Below are 23,762 nucleotides of genomic sequence, written 5' to 3' on the forward strand. Positions count from 1 at the left end.
ATAAAAACCTCCAGTTTAAATACTAGAGGTCTTCTATTTTATTTCTTTAGTCTCTCAATAAAATCCTGTAATTTATCAAGCGATTTCATATTATGATTGCAAGCTACACCATCTTTGCAAATATAGTTTCCCTTTTTAACAAAAGTTCCTTGTACATCACCTTTAATTTCAACTAAAAACATTCCTACTTCTTCATGCCCATGACATAATGAACAAATGCTTTTTTTATTTAAACTTTGAAATGTTCCTTGCAGACCAACAAACTTATTTTTATCATTTTTCGCTATAATAAATTTCCTGCTTGATCCCTTGTCAATCCAGCTTAAATAAGATAATTCTTTCATATCCAGTTCTTCCATATCAGGCAGTTTTAATTTTTTTGCTTTAGGGAATAGTTTTTTTAACGTTTGTGCTGTAACTTCCTGAAACGGAATTACATACGGATTTATTTTCATTAAAAATGATTCTGCATCTTCTCTATTTTTAACTGTTAATACCGTATCAATTAACTCTTTTTGTTCATCCGTTAAATTCTCAAATACATGTAGTATCTTTTCAATTGCAAGTGATTTTAACGCTTGAATTACTCCTCTATCATTTGCCGTCGCATGTCCATTTGCTAAAATATAAGCTTGTGACTTTATAAAATTATATTGATCACTTCTAATAAAAGCTTCCATCTTTATCACTCCATACAAATTGTTGATCTAATTTTATTGTATACAATGATTACGTTTTTTGATATGTAAAAGATAACTTAGAAAAGAATATTACATACATCGATTATTCTCTACCGCTGCATTTCCTGACAAAAGAAACCATCATCTGTTTTCCATTCTGCATATAATACATCCTCAAATTTAGTAATCCCTTTTTGTTTTATTTGTTTATAAAGCCATCCTTCATCAAAACCTGCTTCCCTCAAATTATCTTTCACTACTTTTCCATCACTAATTAATGAAATCGGTAAGTATACAGGCTTATTTTTTAAACTTAAATCATTTATAGTGGGAGATTCATATTTACTTTTTTTCAGAACACTTACGTTTCCGTTAGGTTCCAAAATCATAAACTCAACTTCCCGGATTGAAAAAATATCTTTTTGCTGCCGTAGCATTTGCTGTAATTGGTTTATGTCCAAATGATTTGAACTTAGTTGTTCCCGGTCAATATATCCATTACGGATAATGATTGACGGAGAGCCTTCAAAAAAACTTCTCGTCCCTCTAAATTTTTGCGTTATTACTTCTATAATATAAATTAACACTACCCATACAAGTACTGCATATAAAATAGACCATACTTTTATTTTCGGGTCATATATAGTATTTCCGACCAATTCTCCGAGAACAATAGCAGAAATAAAATCAAAAGGCGTTAACTGCGATATTTGTGTTTTCCCTAATATTTTTGTAGCAACCAATAGAACAAAAAAACCAAAAAATAGTTCTATCGTTATTTGTCCTAAATGATTCATATATGCTCACCTTTCTGCTTTCCACTCAAATGCTCTATATTCTAGTAAAAAAACGGCACATTTTTTCTATTATCTTGCCCATTCATACACAATATATCCGATACATACAAAGCAAAAAGAGTCTAGTTCAAAATAATATTTGAACTAGACTCTTTTATCTTCATTTAGAATACACTATCTTTTTAATCGTTTCTCCGGAAAGAAAATACTCTTCTGCAAGTTGATGAATAGCACTTCCGCTTTTAAATGCTTCTTTAATTGCTTTATTTCTTTCATCCAGCTGTTTTCTTCCTCCAGATCGTGTACCCCATTTATAATGTTTTGTTTCTTGTTTTGGAATGTAAATTGTTTCACCTTGTATATACTTTTGAATTTCCATAATTAAACTTTCTGGTAAAACCGTCGCAGCTTTAACGTATTTCATTTCTGCTCGCCCCTTATTTTTTATGGTTCATTTCAATAAGGTGCAAAGCCAAATATAAAAAATGATACGAGCTCATTTAGGCGATTGTATATTACTTGTCTACCTCACGCAAAGTATCGCCATTTCCATACTTGGCTTTGCATGAGACGCTGCAGTGTCCGGCAATTGAATTATAATCGCCATTTAAACACCTCCTAATATACCTTTTTCAATTTATTATATGATAAATCTCTTCTCCTTGCATCTTCATACTTTTTAAAGATATTTTAGACTCATTATCTAAGAAGGGCTATTAGTTCGTAACGGTAAACGAACTGCAATAAAAAGGTAGCGTAATCATAGAGCGATGCGCTACCTCTCTTTTTATATAATTCCAAGTACATTTAGGAATACGATAATAATCGCAATTGGTGCAATATAGCGAAGTAAGAATAACCATAATACGAATAATTTATAGCCTTTATTTTTACTTACACCAAGCTCTTTCATTAATACATCTTTCTTCATTTTTAAAGGAACAAAGATGGAAACTAATAAAACACCAAGTGGCATTAGTATGTTACTAACCGCATAATCTGCTAAATCAAAAATTGTTTTTCCAAATGGTTTCACATCGCTTAACAAACCGAATGATAATGCTGATGGTACCCCAACAACGAAGATTAATAATCCAACGATTAAAGCCATTTTTTCACGTTTTCCTTTACCTTTTGCAGTTAAAGATGCAACGCTAATTTCTAACATCGAAATTGCTGATGTAATAGTAGCAAAGAAGAATAGTAATAAGAAAACAATGAAGAATAATTTTCCGAACGCCATTTTACTGAAAATAGCTGGTAATACAATAAATAATAGTCCAGGTCCTTGAGATGGTTCCATTCCAAATGCGAATACAACTGGGAAAATTGCTAGTCCTGCAAGTAATGTAATCACAAGCGTTAAAGCTACGATAGAAAATGCTGAACGCGGTAAACTTTCTTCTTTCGGTAAGTACGAGCTATACGTTACCATAACGGCTACACCGACAGATAGTGAGAAGAACGATTGCCCCATTGCATATAAAATGATTTCTGATGTTACGTTTGAGAAGTCAGGTTGTAAGAAGAAGCGAACGCCTTCTCCAGCACCGTCTAATGTAAGTGCACGAACGATTAATACAAAGAATAAAACGAATAGTGCTGGCATGAAATATTTATTTACTTTTTCAACACCATTTTGTACGCCTTTACTTACGATGAAAATAGTAATAAGGATGAATAATAGCTGTGATCCAACTGCTAAATATGGATTGGAAATGATTTCACCAAACGTAGCTTCGTATGCCCCATTTCCTTCCCATAGTCTACCTGTAATTGCATTCCATAAATATAGTAAAATCCATCCCCCTACAACACTGTAGAAAGAAAGTAATATGAAACAAGTTACAATCCCTAATTTACCTAACCAAGGCCATAGTGTTTTTGGTGCGATTTCGCTATACGCATCAACAGCCTCTTTTTGTGTACTTCTTCCGATAACGAATTCAGCTAATAATAGCGGTAAACCAATTAATAATGTGAAACCGATGAAAATAAGGAAGAACGCGCCGCCCCCTCCAATTCCGGCCATATACGGGAACTTCCAAATCGCTCCAAGACCAATCGCTGAACCTGCTGCAGCTAATACGAAACCTAATTTCGACGTCCATTGCTGTGAATTCATTTGTTAATCTCCTCTCTTTATCTTTTTCTGTTTTACAATCCGGTATTTATATTGTTCTATCCATACTCTTTTCTAATACGTTCACTTCCTCCCTAACAATAAAAAACGCCCCTACGTAAATACGTAGGGACGACAAAAATATCGCGGTACCACCCTAGTTATGAAGATACAACAAAAGTAAGACCTAAATAAAAAACGTCCCTACGCAAATACGTAGGGACGATAAAATATCGCGGTACCACCCTAGTTATGAAGCCACACCAAAGTTAGGACCTAAATAAAAAACGTCCCTACGTAAATACGTAGGGACGATAAATATCGCGGTACCACCCTAGTTGTGAAACAATCTTCACCACTTTATTTGATAACGGTATAAACTACCGTCTTTCATTTCCTCAAAATATGAGATTTATGAAAGATGCTCCAGGACGAACTTCATGAATAATCTATATACTGATTCACACCAACCATCAGCTCTCTGAAATAGGGAGATTTTCACTACTATACCCTTTCATTGCCCAAATATTATTTTCCGAATTGATTACTATCATTTTTATCACACATTAAAAATAGTGTCAACTTATATTTTGAATTTTTATGTATTACATTCTATTCAAAAATTCAAAATATGACTTTTGTATGAATAGTATTAGAACATTTATGGTTTATACTGTATTAACTTCTCTAGCAGGTTTATAGTAGTATACGATGAATGCAAGACAGCACGAGTAGGAGGAAAGAATTTTGTCTACTTCAAAAGTTTTAAAAGGCACTGCTTTATTAAGTGGTGCAACAATGATTTCACGAATTTTAGGTTTTATATACTTCTTCCCCTTTCAATTATTAGTTGGAACGCAAGGGGTCGCTTTATACGGATATGCATACTCTTGGTACGGTATTTTATTAAGCTTTTCAACAGCTGGTATTCCTATTGCCGTCTCCAAATTTGTTGCAAAACATAATGCACTTGGTGATTATAGTACAAGTAAAAAATTATACAACTCTAGCGTAAAATTGATGTTGTTTATGGGCTTTTTAGGATTTTTAATTTTATTTATTGGAGCACCGTACATATCACAATTTATTATTCGCTCGAAAACGCCCGATCCACAATTTATCGCCGACGTAACACTTACAATGCGAGCATTAAGTTTCGCGCTTATTATCGTACCAGCTATGAGTGTTACACGCGGTTATTTCCAAGGTTTTCAACATATGAAACCAAGTGCTGTTTCTCAAGTTGTGGAACAAATCGCACGCGTTGTCTTCATTTTAGTTGGTAGTTTTATCGTCTCAAAACTATTAGGGGGTTCAGTAGCTTCTTCTGTTGCAGTTGCTACGTTTGGTGCTGTTATCGGGGCACTTGCCAGCGTCTCTATTTTAATGCTGTACTGGAAAAAATATAACGGATTAAAGCCTCCCGAAGGTGAATTAAAGTCAAGGGCATCCGATATTCCATTAAAAAATATTTATATGGAATTACTTAGATATGCAATCCCAATTGTATTTGTCGGTATTGCAATTCCGCTCTATACGTTAGTAGATCAATATACTGTAGCTGATGTCCTTAGAGCAATGGGAGAGCCTTTAGAAACCGCTAATGCAGTCTTCGCTTATATAACGAACTATGCCCAAAAGTTAATTATGATTCCAGCTTCACTTGCAACTGGATTCTCATTAACAATTATTCCAGCTATAACGAAATCATTTACAAGTGGGAAACTAGAAGAATTACAAGAACAAATTTCAAAGATATTCCAAGTGTTGTTATTCTTCACTATCCCAGCCGCATTCGGTTTAGCTAGTATCGCTTACGATGCATTCCGCATGGTTTATGTAAATCCTGAAATTGCACTTGGTGGATCACAATATTTAATTTCATTTGCACCTTCTGCTGTATTAAGTGCGATTTTCACAGTTTCAGCTGCTATATTACAAGGAATTGATTATCAAAGAAAAACAATGATTGCATTCTCAGTCGGTATTCTCGTTAAAATTGTGGTGAACACACCGCTCTTACATTTATTCGGTGGGCATGGTGCTGTAATTGGAACAATTCTTGGATATCTCGTTTCAAATATTATTATGCTGTACTGCATCGTTAAGTTTGCGAAATTCAAAATTGGTGAAACAGCAAAAACAGTATTTCTAATTACGATTTACTCCGCAGCAATGTCTGCTGTTGTAATTGCATTAAGATCAATTATAAGCTGGATTATTCCTGGACAATCTTATATAGAATCACTGATCATTGTGTTTATATGCGCCGCAGCAGGAGGACTTGTTTATCTTTTATTCGTACTAACGAGTGGACTTGCTTCGCATATTCTCGGTGATAGGGTTCAACGATTACCCGTACTAGGAAAATTAGTAAAATAAAAAAAGAAGAGATGTAACTCGTTGTTACATCTCTTCTTTTTCACTTTGCATATTGAATACGCTTTTGTTGTTCAGCAACATTTAATTCTGGAACATATTGTTCTACTAAATGTAATACCTCTTCAATTAACACTTCTAACTCCTGTACACTATACTCCGGTTCCCCTATTAACGTATTCGCCATACGCTCATATAGATTTTCAGGTTTAATACTCATTCGTTCCACATTATATGGCATCCATTTAAATGCAGGATGATGCACGTACATTCTATTCAAACCGAATAAAACACCGAATAAATCCCTTTGCGCTTCACAAATGACATCATATAGCATAAGCCAATCTTTCCGTTTCAAAAGTGCCTCTCGATTATGCCAACGATTGCTTAACCAAAGGTTTTCTGAAATCATCCTTTTCGCCAGTTCTTCTGGAAATGCTTCAACTTTATCTTTTAGAGCATGTACTTTTACTTCTCCATACAAACTCACACCATCATGAACCGATGATACAATACATTGTTTCTCATAATTTATATCATACTGCTCTATAACTTCTGAAATAATTTTTTCTACTGTCAATGTTAAAAAGTTACTAATCTCTAGCTTAATTCCGTCTTTCGTCAAATACGTTTCCGACCATTCTTCATCCTCATAGGGATGATATGACAAAATCGTTCCACCAATATTATTAATTGGACCTAGACGCTCTTCATCCTCTGGTGGTTCTGACCATAAAATATGTAATTCAATATCTGAATGTTCATCTTCTAACTTTCTCGCTACAGATCCTGCTAAAATAATAGCTTCAACTTTCTGGTTTTGCCTATAAATCTCCGACATCTCTATCGCTTTCTCTTTTAATCCCATTGCATTTCCCCCTAAAACCGCAGTACTCCCCTTACTTTTCATTTATCTATTTCGATATTAAACATTATATTACCTTTTCAAATTTCCACTAAATCATATTTCTACCCAATAACGCTGAACAATTTCGCCAGAATTAGAAGAAACTACTTCATTTTCTAGCACACCGCCAACCTTTTGAATCGTTTTAGCCGAAGCAATATTAGCTTTATCACAAGTTATTAACACTTTCTTCAACCCTAACTTTTGCGCTTCACTTAATGCAAGTTTCAATTGTTTTGTCGCGTAACCTAGGCGACGTTTATTCGGATCGATACTATAACCGATATGACCGCTTTCCAGTAATAATTCTGGATTTAATCGATGTCTAATATTCACAAAACCAATAAGTTCTCCTTTCTCAATACTTAAAAACTGACTAGACGGCACTCGGTTAGATGGTAAGCTTTCTCCTACTTCTTGTATACTCACTTTTGCAAACCATTTATCAAGAGAAGCAAAATTTTGTAGAGAACTACTACCGTGTGGTTGTTCACCGGCATGTAAAAATGCCTCCCGATATTCCATAATTTGTTCACTATATTCATTTGTTGGTTTTAATAGTTTCATTGTGCTTCCCCTCTCTTAATAACCTACAACAAACCCCTTAATAGCTCTATTTCACCATTAAGGGGTTTCTATCATTTTTATTCAAATAATCCCATACTCAAATAACGCTCACCTGTATCAGGTGCAATACATAAAACTTTTTTACCAGCGCCTAAGCGTTTTGCAATCATAATTGCTGCGTAAACAGAAGCTCCTGAAGACGGCCCTACTAATAAACCTTCTTGTCTTGCTAAGTTTCTCATTGTCGTTAATGCCTCTTCATCTGCAATTTGAATAATTTCGTTATACACTTCTGTATTTAAGTTTTTCGGAATAAAACCAGGACTTGTTCCTACTAGTTTATGAGGGCCTGGAACACCGCCAGATAACACTGGGGATCCTTTCGGTTCTACTACTGCAATGTATAAGTTTGGTAGTTTCTCTTTTAACGTTTCACCGATCCCTGTAATTGTTCCACCCGTTCCCGCCGTTGCTACAAATGCATCAAGCTCTCCATCCATTTGTTCATAAATTTCAAGTGCAGTCGTATAACGATGTATATTCGGATTTGCTGGATTTTCAAATTGCTGCGGAATAAAACTATTTGGAATTTCTTTTTGTAACTCTACCGCCTTCGCAATTGCTCCTGGCATTCTTTGTTCAGCTGGTGTTAAAACTACTTCTGCTCCGTATGCTTTCAATAAATTAATACGCTCTTTGGACATATTATTTGGCATAATTAAAATCGCTTTATATCCTTTAGCAGCTGCATTCATCGCTAAGCCAATTCCCGTATTTCCACTTGTCGGTTCAATAATTGTATCACCTGGCTTAATGAGACCGTGTTCCTCGGCAATATGAATTAAGTTATAGGCAGCACGATCTTTCACACTGCGTGACGGATTAAACATTTCCAGTTTTACATACACATCCGCTGCGTCCTCTGGAATAAATTTAGATAATCGGACGACAGGTGTATCTCCTATTAATTCTGTAACGTTTTCACATAATTTCATAGTGCATCCCCTATTCTATCGTTTTCTTATCATTTGGCAGTAACCATGAAGTAAGTCCAATTAATGGTAAACCACTACATAATAGCATAATAAATTGAAGGCTATACATATCAGCTAATTTTCCAAGGACTACAGCACCTAATGCTCCAAGACCAAACGCAAGGCCAACAATCAATCCTGATACCATCCCTACTTTTCCAGGAACAAGCTCTTGTGCATATACAACAATTACACTAAAACTACTTGAACTAATAAAACCAATACATAAAAATAATGGTACAACCCACACGAGTGAAACGTGAGGTAGTAAAAGTGCAAGCGGCGCTGAACCGAGCATTGAAAATACAATTATCTTTTTCTTACCGAATTTATCTGCTAACGGGCCACCAAAGAAAGTACCTAATACACCAGCAATCATAAATGCGAATACGAAATACTGGGCATTTTTTATAGATAAACCGTAATGCTCAATTAAGTAAAATTGATAAAAATTCCCGATACCAGCACCGTACCAAGAACGTACAAATGTTAGAAAAACAAGAAGTATAATAACAAATTTAATATGTGTACTTACAATTGCATTTTCCGCCTCAAGTGCAGCCCTCTTTTTCCTTCTAACAGCACCAGTGGCTAATTCATTTCTATACCAATTTGATACAAAAATTAGTAATACAATTCCTACTGCTGCAAAGGCTGTAAAACCTAAAGAGCCTATTTGACCGAGCGGAACGAAAATTAATGCTGTAAAAATAGGGGCTAGAGAATTCCCTGTGTTTCCTCCCACTTGATAAATCGCTTGTGCTAAACCACGTTTGGCACCTGCCGCCATATAAGCAACGCGGGCACCTTCAGGATGAAAGACCGCGGAACCTAATCCAATAAATAAAACAGAAATAATAACAATAATAAAGTTCGGAGCAAACGCCAGCCCAATCATCCCAAGCATGCTCGAAAACATACCGAGCGGTAATAAAAATGGTGACGGCTTCTTATCTGAATACATACCAAAAACCGGCTGCATAATCGATGACGTCATATTTAACGCGAACGCAATCCACCCTACTTGCATATAAGATAAATTCATCGTTTTTTCCAAAATAGGAAACAACGCTGGTACAACCGCTTGCATCGAATCATTCAAAAAATGTCCGAAACTAATCGCAAATAATATTCGATATATCGTCGGTGTTTCCACTGTACTTTTTTGTGAAACTGCCTGCATATATGAATCTCCCCTTTCTGTACAAAATATATATTTATTACAGTAGGTGTAATAAATTCTGATTTTTGAAACATTTCTATTCTATACTGGTTTCGTTTCTTTTTCCAGAAATTCAACTTCTAAAAAAATATATTTTTTCTATATGCTTTGTCGGATTTATTTATATGAACTCTCTGTATTTTCTTTTATACTGGGACAGGACGAAGGAAAGGGGTCCAACTATGAAGAACAAGGCGATCCTAAAAAAATATTAGGATCGCCTTTTCTATTAAATAGCAAAGCGCTTATACTTCTCGTAATCACTCGTCTTACATTCTAGTTCCATTTTCGTACCTTCGTTTTCATAACTCGTAGATAAAACGTGTGCATGATTGTTGAAATAAGAAACTACCTGTCCTTGATCATATGGAATTAACATTTCACACTTCGTATACTCTTTATAAATGTGTGAGCGAACCATTTCTACAAGCTCTTCAATTCCAACATGTTTCTTCGCAGATAAATAAACGCGATCTTCTTGCACTTTCGGAATTTCAACATCTACTATATCTGATTTGTTGTATGCATAAATCGTCGGGATATTTTCCACGCCAATTTTCTTTAACGTTTCATTTGTAATATCAATTAATTGCTCATAATTAGGATTTGAGTAATCTACGACGTGAATGAGTAAATCTGCTTCCGCCACTTCCTCTAGCGTTGAACGGAATGCTTTCACAAGATGATGCGGTAATTTACTTACAAATCCAACAGTATCCGTTAATAAAAATGATTTATTATCCGGCAAATCAATATTTCGTACAGATGTCTCTAATGTCGCAAATAACATATCTTTTTCAAATACTTGTTTTTCTACAGTACCATTAAAAATTTCAAGCATTGTATTCATTATTGTTGATTTACCTGCATTCGTATATCCTACTAATGACACAACTGGAATTTCATTTTTCTTACGTTGTTTACGCTGCGTTTGACGCTGTGCAACAAGTGCCTCTAATTCTTTATTTAGAGCTGCAATCTGTTCTTCAATTTTACGACGGTCTAATTCCAACTTCTTCTCACCGACACCTTTATTTTTCGTGCCAACTCCCCCGCTCTGTCTTCCTAACGATTCACGAAGACCGATTAAACGAGGCATCATGTACTGAAGATGGGCCACTTCTACTTGCAACTGTGCTTCTTTCGTTTTCGCACGCTGCGCAAAAATATCTAAAATTAAAATGGTACGATCAATTACTTTACAATCTAAATCCTCTTCTAAGTTTCGAATTTGAGAAGGAGATAATTCATCATTAAAGATAACCATATTCGCATCGGCTTCTTTCACATACGCTGCTACCTCTTCAATCTTTCCTTTTCCAATATAATGCGACGGATTTACTCGTTGTAAATTTTGCGTCACTTGACCGATTACTTCCACATCACAAGCTTCCGTAAGATTCGCTAACTCTTCCATCGAATACGCAAAATCAGCTTCATTACCTAAATTTACTCCAACTAATATTGCTCTTTGTAATAATTCTTCCATATATTTATTCCTCCATTTCGATTACGCAAAATAAAAAACACAGGTCACTGCCTGTGTTTTCGTAAACGGATAAGGGTTCACCAAAGAAATAGAAGAAAGCAGTGCTTTCGTCCTATAACATGGTCAAAAAGTCCCAAGATAGTATACGTATCCAACAAGTGTTCACCTATACTATCCCATTCTATTTATAAAGGCAAAACAAAAAGAGGGCGTATTCGTCCCTCCCTCTTTTTCACATATAAGCTTAATAAAGGGTTCCTTTAAAATAGGCAGACCAATCCCGTTCACTCTGTACACAGACAGAGCCTTTGAGCGCTATTCAATTATCGGCACAAAGTATTGAGACGTAATCTGATTAAGATCAAAGGAAGCCCCTCCGTTCATTTTAAGTTACATAAAGTGTAGCATAAGTAATTCACTTTCACAAGATTAAACCACCTATAAAAATAGAAAGAAAATCTTTGTATTTTTACTTTAATCGTCATTTTTTGCGCATTCTTCTCACAATAAAAATAACAACAGCAATTATCAATAACAGACCTATAGAAATGATAGCCACTTGCCACCAACTTAAACTGCTTATCATTTCACCTTTTAAATCCACTTTCTTCGTCGGAACAGACTCTTTTGCAATATGACTTAAAGTATTTTTCTCAATCTCTGCCTCATCTAATCTCTTCGTTCCACTGCAAATAGATGTCTCTAACTTTTCCTCTCCTCTATAAGAAGAAAAGACTAGATACTCTCCTCCCTCTGCAAAATGAAATGCACAGCTACTAAAACTTGTATATATAATAGCTTGCGAAGAGCTTGTCCCTTTCCAAATTTTCTTCACTTCAAATAATGTTTTCATTTCTCCATCTTTCTCTTGAACTTCTAACACCTTACCTTCAAACACTACATCATTTTTTTGTAACCTCTCTTCTGGTGATGCTTTAGTACAATCACAAGCATAAGACTTCTCTGGTAAAATAAAATAAGTAAAGCTACAAATTAAAACAAGAGACAATACATATACGATTCTTTTCAAGAATCTCAAACCCCTTCACATTATCAATTTTAGAAGCTTTCCGTATATTATTTTTACGTCATTCGCCAAATTCCTCCATAGTGAATTAAACATTATCGTTTCAATACAATAAAAGTCTTTATTGACATTTTTATAACCTGATATTAGTATCAGGTTATAAAAATAAGTTAGGAGATGTTCCTATGAATTCTAAATCTCGTATTACTGCAATCGGTACTTATGTTCCAAAGCAAATATTGTCTAATAACGATTTAGAAAAGATGGTCCATACGAATGATGAATGGATTGTGCAAAGAACAGGAATGAAGGAAAGAAGAATCGCTAGTGAAGAAGAATACTCTTCTCACTTAGCCATTAAAGCAATTGAAAATTTATGTAAAACATATAAGAAAAGCTTAGAAGATGTCGACTGTATCATTGTCGCTACCACTACTGCTGACTTTGTTTTCCCTAGTGTTGCTTGCCAAATACAACAATACTTCGACATACCTCATACACTAGCTTTTGATTTAAATGCGACTTGCGCTGGTTTCACATACGGACTGCACGTCGGTAATGGCTTAATCACTTCTGGTTCACATCAAAAAGTACTTGTCATAGCGACAGAGACATTATCTAAAGTTACTGATTACACCGATAGAACGACCTGTATTTTGTTCGGTGATGGTGCTGGAGCTATTTTATTAGAAAGAGATGAAAACAAACCAAGCTTTATCGCTACTCACATGGGAACAAACGGTGACGGCGGCATTAATCTATACAGAACAAACTTATCTACTACTATGAATGGCACACCACTGCAAACAAATGAAAAAATTGTTCAAAACGGAAGAGAAGTATATAAATGGGCAACACGCACAGTGCCAGCAGGTATAAAAAATTTATTACATACCGCAAATATGCAAATAGATGATATAGACTGGTTCATCCCACATAGTGTTAACTTACGAATGATTGAATCTATTTGTGAGAAAACCGAAATTCCAATTCAAAAAACTTTAACAAGTGTAAAATACATGGGGAATACATCATCAGCCTCCATTCCACTCGCTCTAGATTTAGCTAGAAAAGAAGGAAAATTAACTAATGGAGACACACTTTTGCTGTATGGATTTGGTGGTGGTCTTACGCATTTAGGGCTTATTGTGGAGTGGGATTTAAGTTAAGTATATAAAGAGAGGTTCTAGTCAGTAACTAGAACCTCTCTTTACTTTAATTTCTTGCCCCTTTTCGAGACCATATCACAACAGGGATTAGCGATAATGCTAACACTCCTCCCGCTAATGATAATGCGGCATAACTGGAGTTAGCTACTACCATTCCTGACATCGCTCCACCTGAAGCTCCGGCTAACGCAATAAAAACATCTATTTTCCCTTGTGTTTTAGCACGTGTAGAAGGAGTTGTGGAGTCAACGATTTGTGCTGTACCACTAATCAATCCGAGGTTCCATCCTAATCCAAGTAAAGAAAGAGCAACAATTAATAATAGTAAAGAATCACTCGGTGCTATCGCAGCTATGACACCCGCTGCAAGTAAAATCATCCCACCAGCTATACTCATCGTAGTACGGCCAATTTTATCAATTAACATTCCTGTAACAAGTGATGGAAGGTACATTGCACCTACATGAAAACCAATTACAAGCCCTACTGCACTTAATCCATGACCGTGGTGTCCCATATGAACTGGCGTCATCGTCATAATCGCAACCATCACTATTTGAGTAAGTATCATAACAATTGCTCCAACAGTAACACCACGCTTATTTTCTATCATTTCTTCTGTTACTGGTCGCCCTTTATATGTATGTTCTTGTTTATATGTTTCTATTATGTTAGCAATAATTAACGGATCTGGACGAAGCATAACAAATAGGACAAGACCCGCTAGTATAAATGCAGCTGCCGATAATATGAACGGACCAGCAAGTTCAGGAATTCCAATTGAATGAGCAAACCTTCCCATTACACCTACTAAATTTGGACCTGCAACTGCACCAAAAGTCGTCATTACCATCGTAATACTAATAGCAGTTGCTCGCTGCTTCTTATTCGCTAAATCCGTTCCAGCATAACGCGCTTGTAAATTTGTAGCTGTACCTGAACCATATATGAGTAAAGAGACTAGTAATAGAATAATATTATTTGTTAAAGCAGCTAATACAACTCCAATAGCCCCTAGTCCCCCTACTATAAACCCTGTTGCAAGTCCTATTCGGCGACCATATTTTTGCGATAACTTCCCAACGAAGAAAGCCGCTACTGCAGATCCCATTGTAAACATAGCAGCCGGTAATCCTGCATATGCATCTGTTCCAAGCATTTGCTGCGCAAGAAGTGCACCTACTGTAATTCCAGCAGCTAATCCCGCTCCGCCGAACATTTGTGAAATACTTACGATTAGTAACGTTCGTTTATATAATTTTTGTTGCTCTTCTTCTGTATACATATGGTTATTTACTGAAGTTTCCGCCTTACCTAGCATTTTCTCACCCTCCTTTTAAAATTAATTCCTTTTGTTAATGTACTATAATTATTGTTTCATATTCAATGACAATTGTATTCGTTATTTGAACGACACTCTCATTGATTCATCTAATATAAATACATTCTAACTAAAAAAAGCTGTCCCATAGTTTAGTTTCACCTACTTACGGGACAGCTCCTTCTCATGTTTCATACCTACCTCTAATAATGACAAAATCTCTCTATGCTATTTACCCCCTACATCTTGCACAGATTTAATTTCCTTTTTCTCACCTTCTTTTATTTCATAGTAATAAGAAGGTAATTCTATACCATGCTCTACGAAATAATCCTCAATTAACGAAATAATTACTTTCAATGTTTTTAAACGAGCGTATAATTTATCATTACTCGCAATAATATTCCATTTAGCATTCGGCTTATCTGTTTCTTCAAACATGTCTTCCACTGCTTCGACATATTCATCCCATTTTTCACGATTACGCCAGTCTTCATCTGTAATTTTCCATCTTTTAAGAGGGTTGTTCTCTCTCTCTTTAAATCGTTTCAACTGTTCGTCTTTACTAATGTGATAGAAAAACTTTCCTATTATGTAATGATCATCTGTTAATAACTTCTCAAAATCATTAATTTCACCATACGCCCTCGTCCACTCTTCCTTTGTGGCGAACTCTTCAACACGTTCAACTAATACACGACCATACCATGAACGGTCGAATATAGTAATTTGCCCATATTGAGGAAGTTTCCGCCAAAAACGTTGCAAATAATGATACCGTTTTTCATGGGGAGCAGGCGCTCCGATTGGATTTACTTGGAATCCGCGTGGATCAAGATGTTCAGTCACTCGCTTAATCGCTCCGCCTTTACCTGCCGCATCCCAACCTTCCATAACGAGCATAACGGCTATTTTCTCTTCTTTTAAAATTTGCTGTAGTGCTAATAAACGCATTTGATATTTTTCGAGTTTCTTATTGTACTTAGATTTCGAATCAATTCTTTTCGTTAAATCTACTTTAGCAAGATGTCCATTTTCCATAAAACAAATCCCCCTTGTTGTATGACAATATTATTTTAACATATACTTGGTAATTTTTTCATATTACAAAAAACTGTGTAGAAAATCTCTACACAGCTTCCTTCTCTAATTGCACGTCTACTTCAATATTCTCTTTTTTATTTTTCACAGCTTTTATAAAGAATATAGCAGTTAAAATAACTGTAATAACCGCACCTACTATATACGCTGTATTTAGTGGAATATTAAAACCAATCTTCGCATTTAAAATATAAACGACTGTCATGAGCGTCATAAATATTGCCGGAATCAAAGCTACAATATACGGTTTTCCTTTAATAAATAAATACATCGTTCCAATCCATAGTGCAATTGCCGCAGTTGATTGGTTAGCCCAAGAGAAATATCTCCATAATAGTGAAAAATCAATCTTCGTCAAGCCATATGCAATAACAAACAATGGAATCGCAATGATTAAACGGTTTTTTAATTTTGTTTGATTGAAATTGAAATAGTCCGCAATTATAGAACGTGCCGCACGGAATGCTGTATCTCCAGATGTAATTGGCAATACAATGACCCCAATAACAGCTATTGTGCCACCAACAGCACCTAACATCGTCTTCGAAATCTCACTTACAACCGCAGCTGGTGTACCCGATTTAATTAACTCATTTAATTCACCGTAAGAGAAAATACTCATCGCCGCAGCTGCCCAGATCATCGCAATTATCGCTTCTGCAATCATCATACCGAAAAATACATAACGGCCATGTTTCTCCGTTTGAAGTGTACGTGAGATAATTGGTGATTGTGTTGCGTGGAATCCTGATAAGGCACCACACGTAATCGTCAACATTAATAATGGGAAAATAGGTGCATTGTCTGGATGCATATTTTCAAACGTTAACTCTGGAATCGGAGAGCCTTTTATTATCATCATTCCACCTATACCAATAGCACTTATTAACAATAAGGCACCTAATAGTGGATAAATTTTTCCGATAATTTTATCAATCGGTAAGATTGTAGATAAAATATAATATATGAAAATTACAGATAAGATAATAGTTATTGACACTTTTCCTTGCAATACGATATCAAGTAATGATGCTGGCGTTGTTATAAATACAGTTCCTACTAATACTAAAAGTAATAGTGAAAAAATATTTACAATATGTCTCATTGCATTCCCTAAAAATTTCCCTGCTAATTCAGGAATATGCGCCCCTTTATTTCGTATAGAAATCATCCCTGTAAGATAATCGTGAACGGCTCCTGCAAAAATCGCCCCTATCACAATCCAAACAAATGCAACTGGACCATATAAAGCACCTAAGATTGGCCCGAATATAGGACCAGTACCTGCAATATTAAGTAATTGAATCATAGAATTCTTTCGCCTATCCATAGGTACATAGTCTACTCCATCTCGATTCACATATGCCGGTGTTTTTCTTGTATAATTTACTCCAAATATCTTTTCAATAAACTTTCCGTATGTAAAATAACCGATTATCAATACGACGATTGACACTAAAAATGTAATCACTTCTATCCCCTCCCCTTCAAAAAGCATTTTCTTAGACCTATATAAGGAAACGCTTTCAAATTATTCTAGCATATTTCACTATATTAAATAAACAATTTATACAGAATTTTTAGTATATTCTTTTTATAAGACAAAAAACAGCCTCTCTTATTTACAATATCGCCTTACATTATATGGTATATTTTTTCACAAAGAGAAGATAATAACAAATAAATCCATTAAAGAATGGGAGCTCTCTAAAATGAAACGCAAAATAATAACTCTCTTTACGCTTATATGTTTAGCACTACCAATGCAAGCTAGCGCATACACATTTCAATCACTACCAATTGCGTCAAAGTCTACACAGTGGTATATCGAAATTGACAAATCTCATAACTCAAACAAGCAAGCGGCGCAACCAAAACACGGTGTATATGATACGTATAGTTTATTCGTAAAAAACATCGGTAATGATGCCTCAAATGTATCAGTGGAAATACTTGATAACACACCTACATCTAAAGCTACTTTTAATCCTACTACAATAAATAACAACGTTTCAAAAAGTCATACAAGCTTTGACTACATGGTATTCCCATTAGACTTTAATAGCCATAATTTCAAAGTCGTTATTACTTGGGAAGAAAAGAATTTCTCTTACAACGGTCATCCAGTAAATGAGGGTAAAAAAATGAAACAAACATTTGTGTTTAATGAAGAATAAGCCCTAATTGGATTAGGGCTTACTCTTTATTTACAAAACCAGATTGAATTACTTCTGTCACTTCTTTTGCAATTTCCACTGTCGTTGCTTCCATACAAAGTTTTTTATACCAAATATGTACGGATGATTTTTTATTAGAAAGGTGCTTCATTAAAATCAATCGACTATATGCCATTTCACTTCCTATAGGCGTAGCAATATACACAGTAAAATTCCTTACTTCAAATACCTTTTCTCCCAAAACGTATTTACATCCCGACTTATCTACTACTAAATCATTTAGGCTTTCTATTGTCATATACCATATCCCCCTTTTAGCCTACATAATCAATCGAACCGCCGAATACTTGGTACAGACAATGCCATCCCAATTGTTATGAGTACTAAAATAGCTAGCATTATAATTGTTATCTTGCCACCTATTACAGTAGCTAACCAACCTACAATCACATATCCTAATGGCAATAAAGCAAATGAACCTAACATATCAAGACTTGCCACTCTTCCAAATGCTTCTTCTGGTACAAGCTCTTGTAAACTTGTTTCCCAAATGAGCCCAAATATCATAATACCGAATCCTTCCATTGCCATTAAAGCTATTAAAGCAGGTGCCCCAGAAACGAAAGGCATAATTAATAGTGCTATTCCACTTATTAACACACCACCATATGCAAGTAATCCCCTCTTACGCCACTGCTGCCTCCCACCGAAAATTAGTGCTGCAATTACAGCTCCAGCACCAGAAGAAGCCATACCCAATCCATATACGTAAGCATCAAAATGGTGATGAACATTAAACAACCATGGAATTAACACAACGATAATTCCTGCATAACAAATATTTATGAAAGAAAAGACTAAAATTGTAATCCATAGCCACGGGTGGCTTTTTAAAACTAAAACACCTTCCATAAACTCTTGTTTGTAATCGATCTTACTCTTTTCAATGGTTTTTACCTTTTTGAACTTTATTTCTCTTAAAAATAATAAACATAAAAATGATAGCAAATACGTTACTGCATCCAGTCCAAATCCTATTCCGGCAGATGCAACTGAAACGATCAATCCTCCAAGAGCCGGTCCAATTAGTCGTATACCTTGATTACTCATTTGCGTTAATGCATTAGCTGCATTTCGAATTTCCGGTACAAATACTTTCGCTCTTACAGCCGCATACGCCGGCTGAAATATCCCTTCCATAAGTCCATATAATGCTACGAGTACATATAGAAGTGGAATTGTTAAAACGCCCATAAATATCAGTGTTGCAAGTAATAGCATTAATATGCAGCGAATTATATCTGTAAATAACATTAATTTCACCCGATCAATTCGATCCACGACTAATCCAGCAAACGGTAACGCAAGAATATTAGGAAGCATGTACATTGCCATAGTTATTCCCATTACAACTGTTGAACCAGTTAATGAATACACAACGACTGGCAAAATAACCATCGTTATCGAACTACCTAAAGTCGAAAGTAATTGCCCAATCCATAAAAACTTAAAGTGTGGTGACACTTTAATTGGCAATAACAATTTACCGACATAACTTAAATTTTTCTCTGTTGGTATTTCTCCTTGCATATCTCTCTCCTCTTTTCAAATTAAGTTAATATCTGAGATTGAACACAGAAAATTCAATCTTTAACACCTTTAATTATATATGAAACTGTTAAATTATTGGTAAAAATACAAAAAAGAAAATCATAATGAATCTACAAATATCACGTGTTGAATATAAATAAAAAAGGTGTTTTCATATATGAAAACACCTTTTTTATTTATAATTTTAAATTCTTCTTCAATGTCCAATATTTTTCTGGCGCATTTTCAAGTGAGAATTCTACCCAGCCATTTGGATCTTCACGATATACATTTACTTTTGTACCATTTTCTAATTTTCCAACTTCATTTTGTGTAACGTTTGGTACACTCTTTATTGGATTGTTAAACGGGAATGGAACTTGATAGTAAGATCCTACTGATTGAACAGTAGCTTTCGCATCTTTTGCGTAATCTTTATATGGAATTGTTTCGCCTAATGCATCTACATTTAATGTATTAGGGTTTTTCGGTAATCGTTTTACATTTTGATAATCTTTGTTATTGAAAGGCTTAATACGTTCCATAATATTAGCAATTTTGCCAGCCCATTCTTTATCAGTTGAATACATTACATTCATCGCAGGTAATGTGTAACCTTTGAAATACTTAGCACCTTGTTCTAAGTAATTCTTCCTCACATAATCAGCATTGTATGAAATACTTAATCCATAAGATGGTAAATATTTTGCATGTGCGAATGGGTCCCAATCATACGCTCGTAGTCCAAATAAATTATGTTTACGATATGCAATTTCTGATTTCCCGTATCCAGACTCTAAGATTGCATGTGCTGCTAAATATAAAGAGTTCACGCCATACTCGTTTTGCGCTTTAATAAAGTCTTGTCCAACTCCAACAAGCGGACTATCGGGATGATATCTTTTAATATAATTATCAATCTCTTGAGCTGTTACATTAGAAGGTAATGTTACATCTAAATCGATATATGAGGCCATGGCATTAAATAAAAATTGCGCATATTCTTCACGTGTTAAAACACTAGTTGGATTAAATGCACCTGAGCCATTACCTGCAGCAACGCCGTTAGACTCTAATGCACTAATCGCATCATTTGCCCAATGATTTTTAGGAACATCATTAAATGTATGATTAGCTATTACTTTTAGTTTAAAGGCTCTCTGTAAAATTACAGCCATTTCCGCACGAGTTAAAGATTCTTTCGGTCTAAATGTTCCTTTACCATCACCTACGAAAATCCCCATATCTGTTAAAGCTAAAATTTCTTTTTGGAACATTGTTGTCCCTTCGCTAATATCAGAGTATGGATTTTTATATTCGCTTTTCGCTTCTGGTTTTAATGTACGATATATTAATGCGGCTACTTGCTCACGATTTACAACATCCCCGAATCCAAACTTACCATTATCATATCCTGCAATAATTTCTTTTGACGTTAAATTAGTAATTGCTTTATATGACCAATGATCTTTCGGAACGTCTGGAAATTCCTTTTCAGCTGCAAATGAAGTTGCTGGAGCCATCACTACTTGAAGTGCGACTGTCACTGCTAACACATTAGAAATACTTTTTTTCATATTTTTTAACACGTTATGTATATGCTTGTCCCGTGTTAACTTGCCTCCCTTTTTAATAAAATTTTCCCTATTAAACTAACAAACTTTTAATTCAATTAATTAGTCAACAGTAAAAGTATACGTGATAAAAATAAACTAATCTACCATTATTTTATTTATAATCAGCATAATACGATATATCTTTTTATCTCGATACAAAATTATATAAGTCCATATAAAAAGCCCATCTCTATATAGACGATGGGCTTAGCAAACGATGTTTTTTTATTTAGCTAAACGATATTTGGCAACATCGAAACTTTCATAGAATATATTCCCCTCTCAAATACAATGTTTTTATGTAACAGACTAATTATAGTTTTGAAAATTATTAATACTCAATTATATTTTGTATTATTATTGTATTTTTTGGAACAAATAACTATAGTTAGAAACTATAAGATTCTTATTTTTTAAGAGGAGAGATTCGTATGAGCAAGAATTGGAAAGATATAGAACACCGTATTTATACAATGTGTATGATTCAGCGGAATAACGAAGTATTGCTAATACAGCGCCCCGATCATCTAGGCTCCCCTGGTTTCATAGGTAGATTTTCCAGAAAGTATCGTTCAGGCTGCTAAGCGAGAAGTAGAAGAAGAAACTGGATTACTTGTTTCAAATTTAACTTTTAAGGGATTAGATGAATACGTAAATCCGAAAGAAAATGTTCGATATATGGTATTTAACTAATGCACAGATTCATTTGAAGGTGAACTCCTTTTGAATCCTCCTGAAGGCGAATTATTATGGGTACCAATCGGCACAGCACTAAATCTTCCTATGCAAGATTGGTTTAAAGAGAAATTCCCATTATTTTTTGAAAAAGGTACGTTTGAAATTCAACGTGTTTGGGACCGAGACTTAAATAAACAAGTTGCTATGACAATTACCCATACATAAAAAGCTTGGAATCTCCCCAAGCTTTTCTTACTTCTCCTCTAATCTCTTAATCTCTTAATCTCTTAATCAATTTCTAAAAACTTGATTCCGAATATCCACATTTTATGGTTAGCTTCTAACCTTTGATTTGCACCCTCTTTAATAATAAATGTCTCTGCTAACGGTAAACGTATTGTAAAGAAACGAGTATGTAAATAAATCCCCTCATCCCCCTTACCATTTCTTCTCAGCTTACTAGTAATAATTAAATCATTACTCCTATTACATAATTTCAAAACCCCCATCATATTCGAATATGGTAAAGGTAATCCAATATTCATGTATGTCTCATTCTTATATGTATGTTTTGAGTAAAGAGCTACAAAAATAGATTCTCCTGCTTCATTTTTTCTTAGCCAAGCCCTTACATTCTCTCTTCCATCCTTCTCATCTATTACCCCTATGATAGAGCCATGCATCGTTTCCCACTTGTCGCCCATTCCTAAATGTATTTGTCCTACACGCTTACTCATTTTCTCATAGCAAAATGCAAACGGGCGGAACCAACGAGTCCATTTAATATGCGATTGTAACTCATACTCTTTTGTATTTTCATAAAAACGAATAATACTTAAAGGAATCTTCGCCATGTCAAATGCCTCACTATGAAAATCCTTCATTTTATCAACTAAACCGTTGTATTCCTTGCTATCTATTAAATTTCTGTTATGTAAAAATGCTTCACCAACTGTCGCATTTCCTCTTAATCTGCTCATTGGTTTCCTGTAATATTTATAATTCGGAGTACTCTTTTCAATGATCCAGCCGACAAATGCTAGTAACGCTACTCCAATTCCATTTACAACACCGTGAATCCAAACCATTTGTGCAATTGTAATCGTCATTACATATTTCAAATTCCCATATGAGTATATAAGCGAAAACATAATTGTTACCATTAGTATGCTAGACGATATGATCAGGAGAACCTTTGCACTGATAGCATTAAATTTCGTGCGCAAAACATAAATCCCATAACCATAAATAGCACATAAATATAGGAACACTGCAAAAAATTCAAATACCCTTGAGTACGTAATTCCTACTGCAACTGTCATAGGTGAAATGACGATGATAAACATAATAGCATCATATACTTTACTTCTCTTTTCTCTTTTTCTCCCAATTAAACCAGCTGATAACGGCAATAGAAATGCCGAATAATGAAAGTGTGCAGCTGTGAGTAAAACAATGTCAGAACTAAAATGCATAATGGAAAGTTTTGCTACTGAAGCAAAAAACCAGAAACCACCTAAAAACAAATATATAAACGCACTATCAATAGCTGTCTCTTCTAACGGTTTCCATCCTCTTTCTAGTAATCTACTTACACCAAATAATGCAATAATCCCAGTATACATAAGCCAAAGAAGAGCAAAAATGAAATGATTTGTTACGAAAGCTAGCATCGCACTAACTGCTGCTATTGGATATAAAAATTCTCCAAATTTATAAAATAATAAATATGATCCATTTCTTGTTTCTTTGTCAATAATACAAAATGACATCGGTATAAATAATAAAATAGATAACAATATAATTGCTTCAACAGGGTTTACATTCGACCACTCGTATATTAGAAATATAATATAACAAGCAAGCCCAACTATTATATTTTTCAT

20 protein-coding genes, 1 pseudogene and 1 other annotated feature are annotated in these 23,762 nt (G+C 34.8%); of the genes and pseudogenes, 4 read left to right on the forward strand and 17 right to left on the reverse strand.

The window, feature by feature from the left end:
* Positions 1–38: 38 nt before the first annotated feature.
* From ACP6L7_RS03310 to ACP6L7_RS03325, 4 genes are all read right to left on the reverse strand, one after another.
* Entirely contained in the window at positions 39–680 is a 642-nt protein-coding gene (locus tag ACP6L7_RS03310) for a FusB/FusC family EF-G-binding protein (RefSeq protein ID WP_097831530.1), read from the reverse strand.
* Between the two features lie 110 nt (positions 681–790).
* Complete coding sequence (locus ACP6L7_RS03315; RefSeq protein WP_097831531.1) at positions 791–1,477, reverse strand: DUF421 domain-containing protein; 687 nt, start codon at positions 1,475–1,477, stop codon at positions 791–793.
* A 160-nt stretch (positions 1,478–1,637) separates the two neighbouring features.
* A complete protein-coding gene (locus ACP6L7_RS03320; protein ID WP_097831532.1) occupies positions 1,638–1,901 on the reverse strand; it encodes a CD3324 family protein in 264 nt (87 codons plus the stop codon).
* A 363-nt stretch (positions 1,902–2,264) separates the two neighbouring features.
* A complete protein-coding gene (locus ACP6L7_RS03325; protein WP_016094308.1) occupies positions 2,265–3,602 on the reverse strand; it encodes a sodium-dependent transporter in 1,338 nt (445 codons plus the stop codon).
* Between the two features lie 301 nt (positions 3,603–3,903).
* Positions 3,904–4,126, reverse strand: a binding site (T-box leader).
* Positions 4,127–4,346: 220 nt separating this feature from the next.
* Here ACP6L7_RS03325 and ACP6L7_RS03330 point away from each other — a divergent pair.
* Complete coding sequence (locus ACP6L7_RS03330; protein ID WP_097831533.1) at positions 4,347–5,981, forward strand: putative polysaccharide biosynthesis protein; 1,635 nt, start codon at positions 4,347–4,349, stop codon at positions 5,979–5,981.
* A gap of 40 nt (positions 5,982–6,021) precedes the next feature.
* On the opposite strand, the gene ACP6L7_RS03335 is transcribed toward ACP6L7_RS03330, so the two are convergent.
* The 6 genes from ACP6L7_RS03335 to ACP6L7_RS03360 all read right to left on the reverse strand — a co-directional run bounded on the left by ACP6L7_RS03335 (position 6,022) and on the right by ACP6L7_RS03360 (position 12,227).
* The gene (locus tag ACP6L7_RS03335) at positions 6,022–6,846 is read right to left on the reverse strand and encodes a DUF4037 domain-containing protein (protein WP_097831534.1); all 825 of its coding nucleotides are present in this window, start codon (positions 6,844–6,846) and stop codon (positions 6,022–6,024) included.
* Positions 6,847–6,939: 93 nt separating this feature from the next.
* The gene (locus ACP6L7_RS03340) at positions 6,940–7,452 is read right to left on the reverse strand and encodes a GNAT family N-acetyltransferase (RefSeq protein WP_097831535.1); all 513 of its coding nucleotides are present in this window, start codon (positions 7,450–7,452) and stop codon (positions 6,940–6,942) included.
* 77 nt (positions 7,453–7,529) lie between these two features.
* Complete coding sequence (gene cysK, locus ACP6L7_RS03345) at positions 7,530–8,447, reverse strand: cysteine synthase A (protein ID WP_097831536.1); 918 nt, start codon at positions 8,445–8,447, stop codon at positions 7,530–7,532.
* A 10-nt stretch (positions 8,448–8,457) separates the two neighbouring features.
* Positions 8,458–9,669, reverse strand: coding sequence for an MFS transporter (locus tag ACP6L7_RS03350; RefSeq protein WP_097831537.1), 1,212 nt, complete (start codon positions 9,667–9,669; stop codon positions 8,458–8,460).
* 268 nt (positions 9,670–9,937) lie between these two features.
* Entirely contained in the window at positions 9,938–11,197 is a 1,260-nt protein-coding gene (gene hflX, locus ACP6L7_RS03355) for a GTPase HflX (RefSeq protein ID WP_071770040.1), read from the reverse strand.
* A gap of 481 nt (positions 11,198–11,678) precedes the next feature.
* Entirely contained in the window at positions 11,679–12,227 is a 549-nt protein-coding gene (locus ACP6L7_RS03360; RefSeq protein WP_141533452.1) for a cobalamin biosynthesis protein CbiN, read from the reverse strand.
* Between the two features lie 182 nt (positions 12,228–12,409).
* On the opposite strand from ACP6L7_RS03360, the gene ACP6L7_RS03365 reads away from it, so the two are divergent.
* Positions 12,410–13,393 (forward strand): ketoacyl-ACP synthase III, encoded by a 984-nt coding sequence (locus ACP6L7_RS03365; protein WP_097831539.1) that lies wholly within the window; start codon positions 12,410–12,412, stop codon positions 13,391–13,393.
* A gap of 46 nt (positions 13,394–13,439) precedes the next feature.
* On the opposite strand, the gene ACP6L7_RS03370 is transcribed toward ACP6L7_RS03365, so the two are convergent.
* From ACP6L7_RS03370 to ACP6L7_RS03380, 3 genes are all read right to left on the reverse strand, one after another.
* Complete coding sequence (locus tag ACP6L7_RS03370) at positions 13,440–14,714, reverse strand: MFS transporter (RefSeq protein ID WP_097831540.1); 1,275 nt, start codon at positions 14,712–14,714, stop codon at positions 13,440–13,442.
* A gap of 228 nt (positions 14,715–14,942) precedes the next feature.
* Positions 14,943–15,755 carry a polyphosphate kinase 2 family protein gene (locus ACP6L7_RS03375; RefSeq protein ID WP_097831541.1) on the reverse strand — a complete coding sequence of 271 codons (813 nt, stop codon included), beginning with the start codon at positions 15,753–15,755 and terminating at the stop codon, positions 14,943–14,945.
* 88 nt (positions 15,756–15,843) lie between these two features.
* Positions 15,844–17,286, reverse strand: a complete 1,443-nt coding sequence (locus tag ACP6L7_RS03380; protein ID WP_097831542.1) for a carbon starvation CstA family protein — start codon at positions 17,284–17,286, stop codon at positions 15,844–15,846.
* A gap of 241 nt (positions 17,287–17,527) precedes the next feature.
* Between ACP6L7_RS03380 and ACP6L7_RS03385 the strand changes: the two genes are divergently transcribed.
* Positions 17,528–17,992, forward strand: coding sequence for a hypothetical protein (locus ACP6L7_RS03385; protein ID WP_098361797.1), 465 nt, complete (start codon positions 17,528–17,530; stop codon positions 17,990–17,992).
* A 19-nt stretch (positions 17,993–18,011) separates the two neighbouring features.
* On the opposite strand, the gene ACP6L7_RS03390 is transcribed toward ACP6L7_RS03385, so the two are convergent.
* From ACP6L7_RS03390 to ACP6L7_RS03400, 3 genes are all read right to left on the reverse strand, one after another.
* Complete coding sequence (locus ACP6L7_RS03390) at positions 18,012–18,290, reverse strand: hypothetical protein (RefSeq protein ID WP_430528888.1); 279 nt, start codon at positions 18,288–18,290, stop codon at positions 18,012–18,014.
* A gap of 29 nt (positions 18,291–18,319) precedes the next feature.
* Positions 18,320–19,582 (reverse strand): MFS transporter, encoded by a 1,263-nt coding sequence (locus ACP6L7_RS03395; protein ID WP_097831545.1) that lies wholly within the window; start codon positions 19,580–19,582, stop codon positions 18,320–18,322.
* A gap of 197 nt (positions 19,583–19,779) precedes the next feature.
* Positions 19,780–21,159, reverse strand: coding sequence for an S-layer homology domain-containing protein (locus ACP6L7_RS03400; protein WP_097831844.1), 1,380 nt, complete (start codon positions 21,157–21,159; stop codon positions 19,780–19,782).
* A gap of 470 nt (positions 21,160–21,629) precedes the next feature.
* Between ACP6L7_RS03400 and ACP6L7_RS03405 the strand changes: the two are divergent.
* Positions 21,630–22,101 (forward strand): annotated as a pseudogene (locus ACP6L7_RS03405) (NUDIX domain-containing protein).
* Positions 22,102–22,163: 62 nt separating this feature from the next.
* On the opposite strand, the gene ACP6L7_RS03410 reads toward ACP6L7_RS03405, so the two are convergent.
* Positions 22,164–23,762 carry a YndJ family protein gene (locus tag ACP6L7_RS03410; protein ID WP_430528889.1) on the reverse strand — a complete coding sequence of 533 codons (1,599 nt, stop codon included), beginning with the start codon at positions 23,760–23,762 and terminating at the stop codon, positions 22,164–22,166.

Origin of the sequence: Bacillus silvicola, assembly GCF_050524305.1 — a bacterium.
GTDB classification, from domain to species: Bacteria; Bacillota; Bacilli; order Bacillales; family Bacillaceae_G; genus Bacillus_A; species Bacillus_A cereus_AT.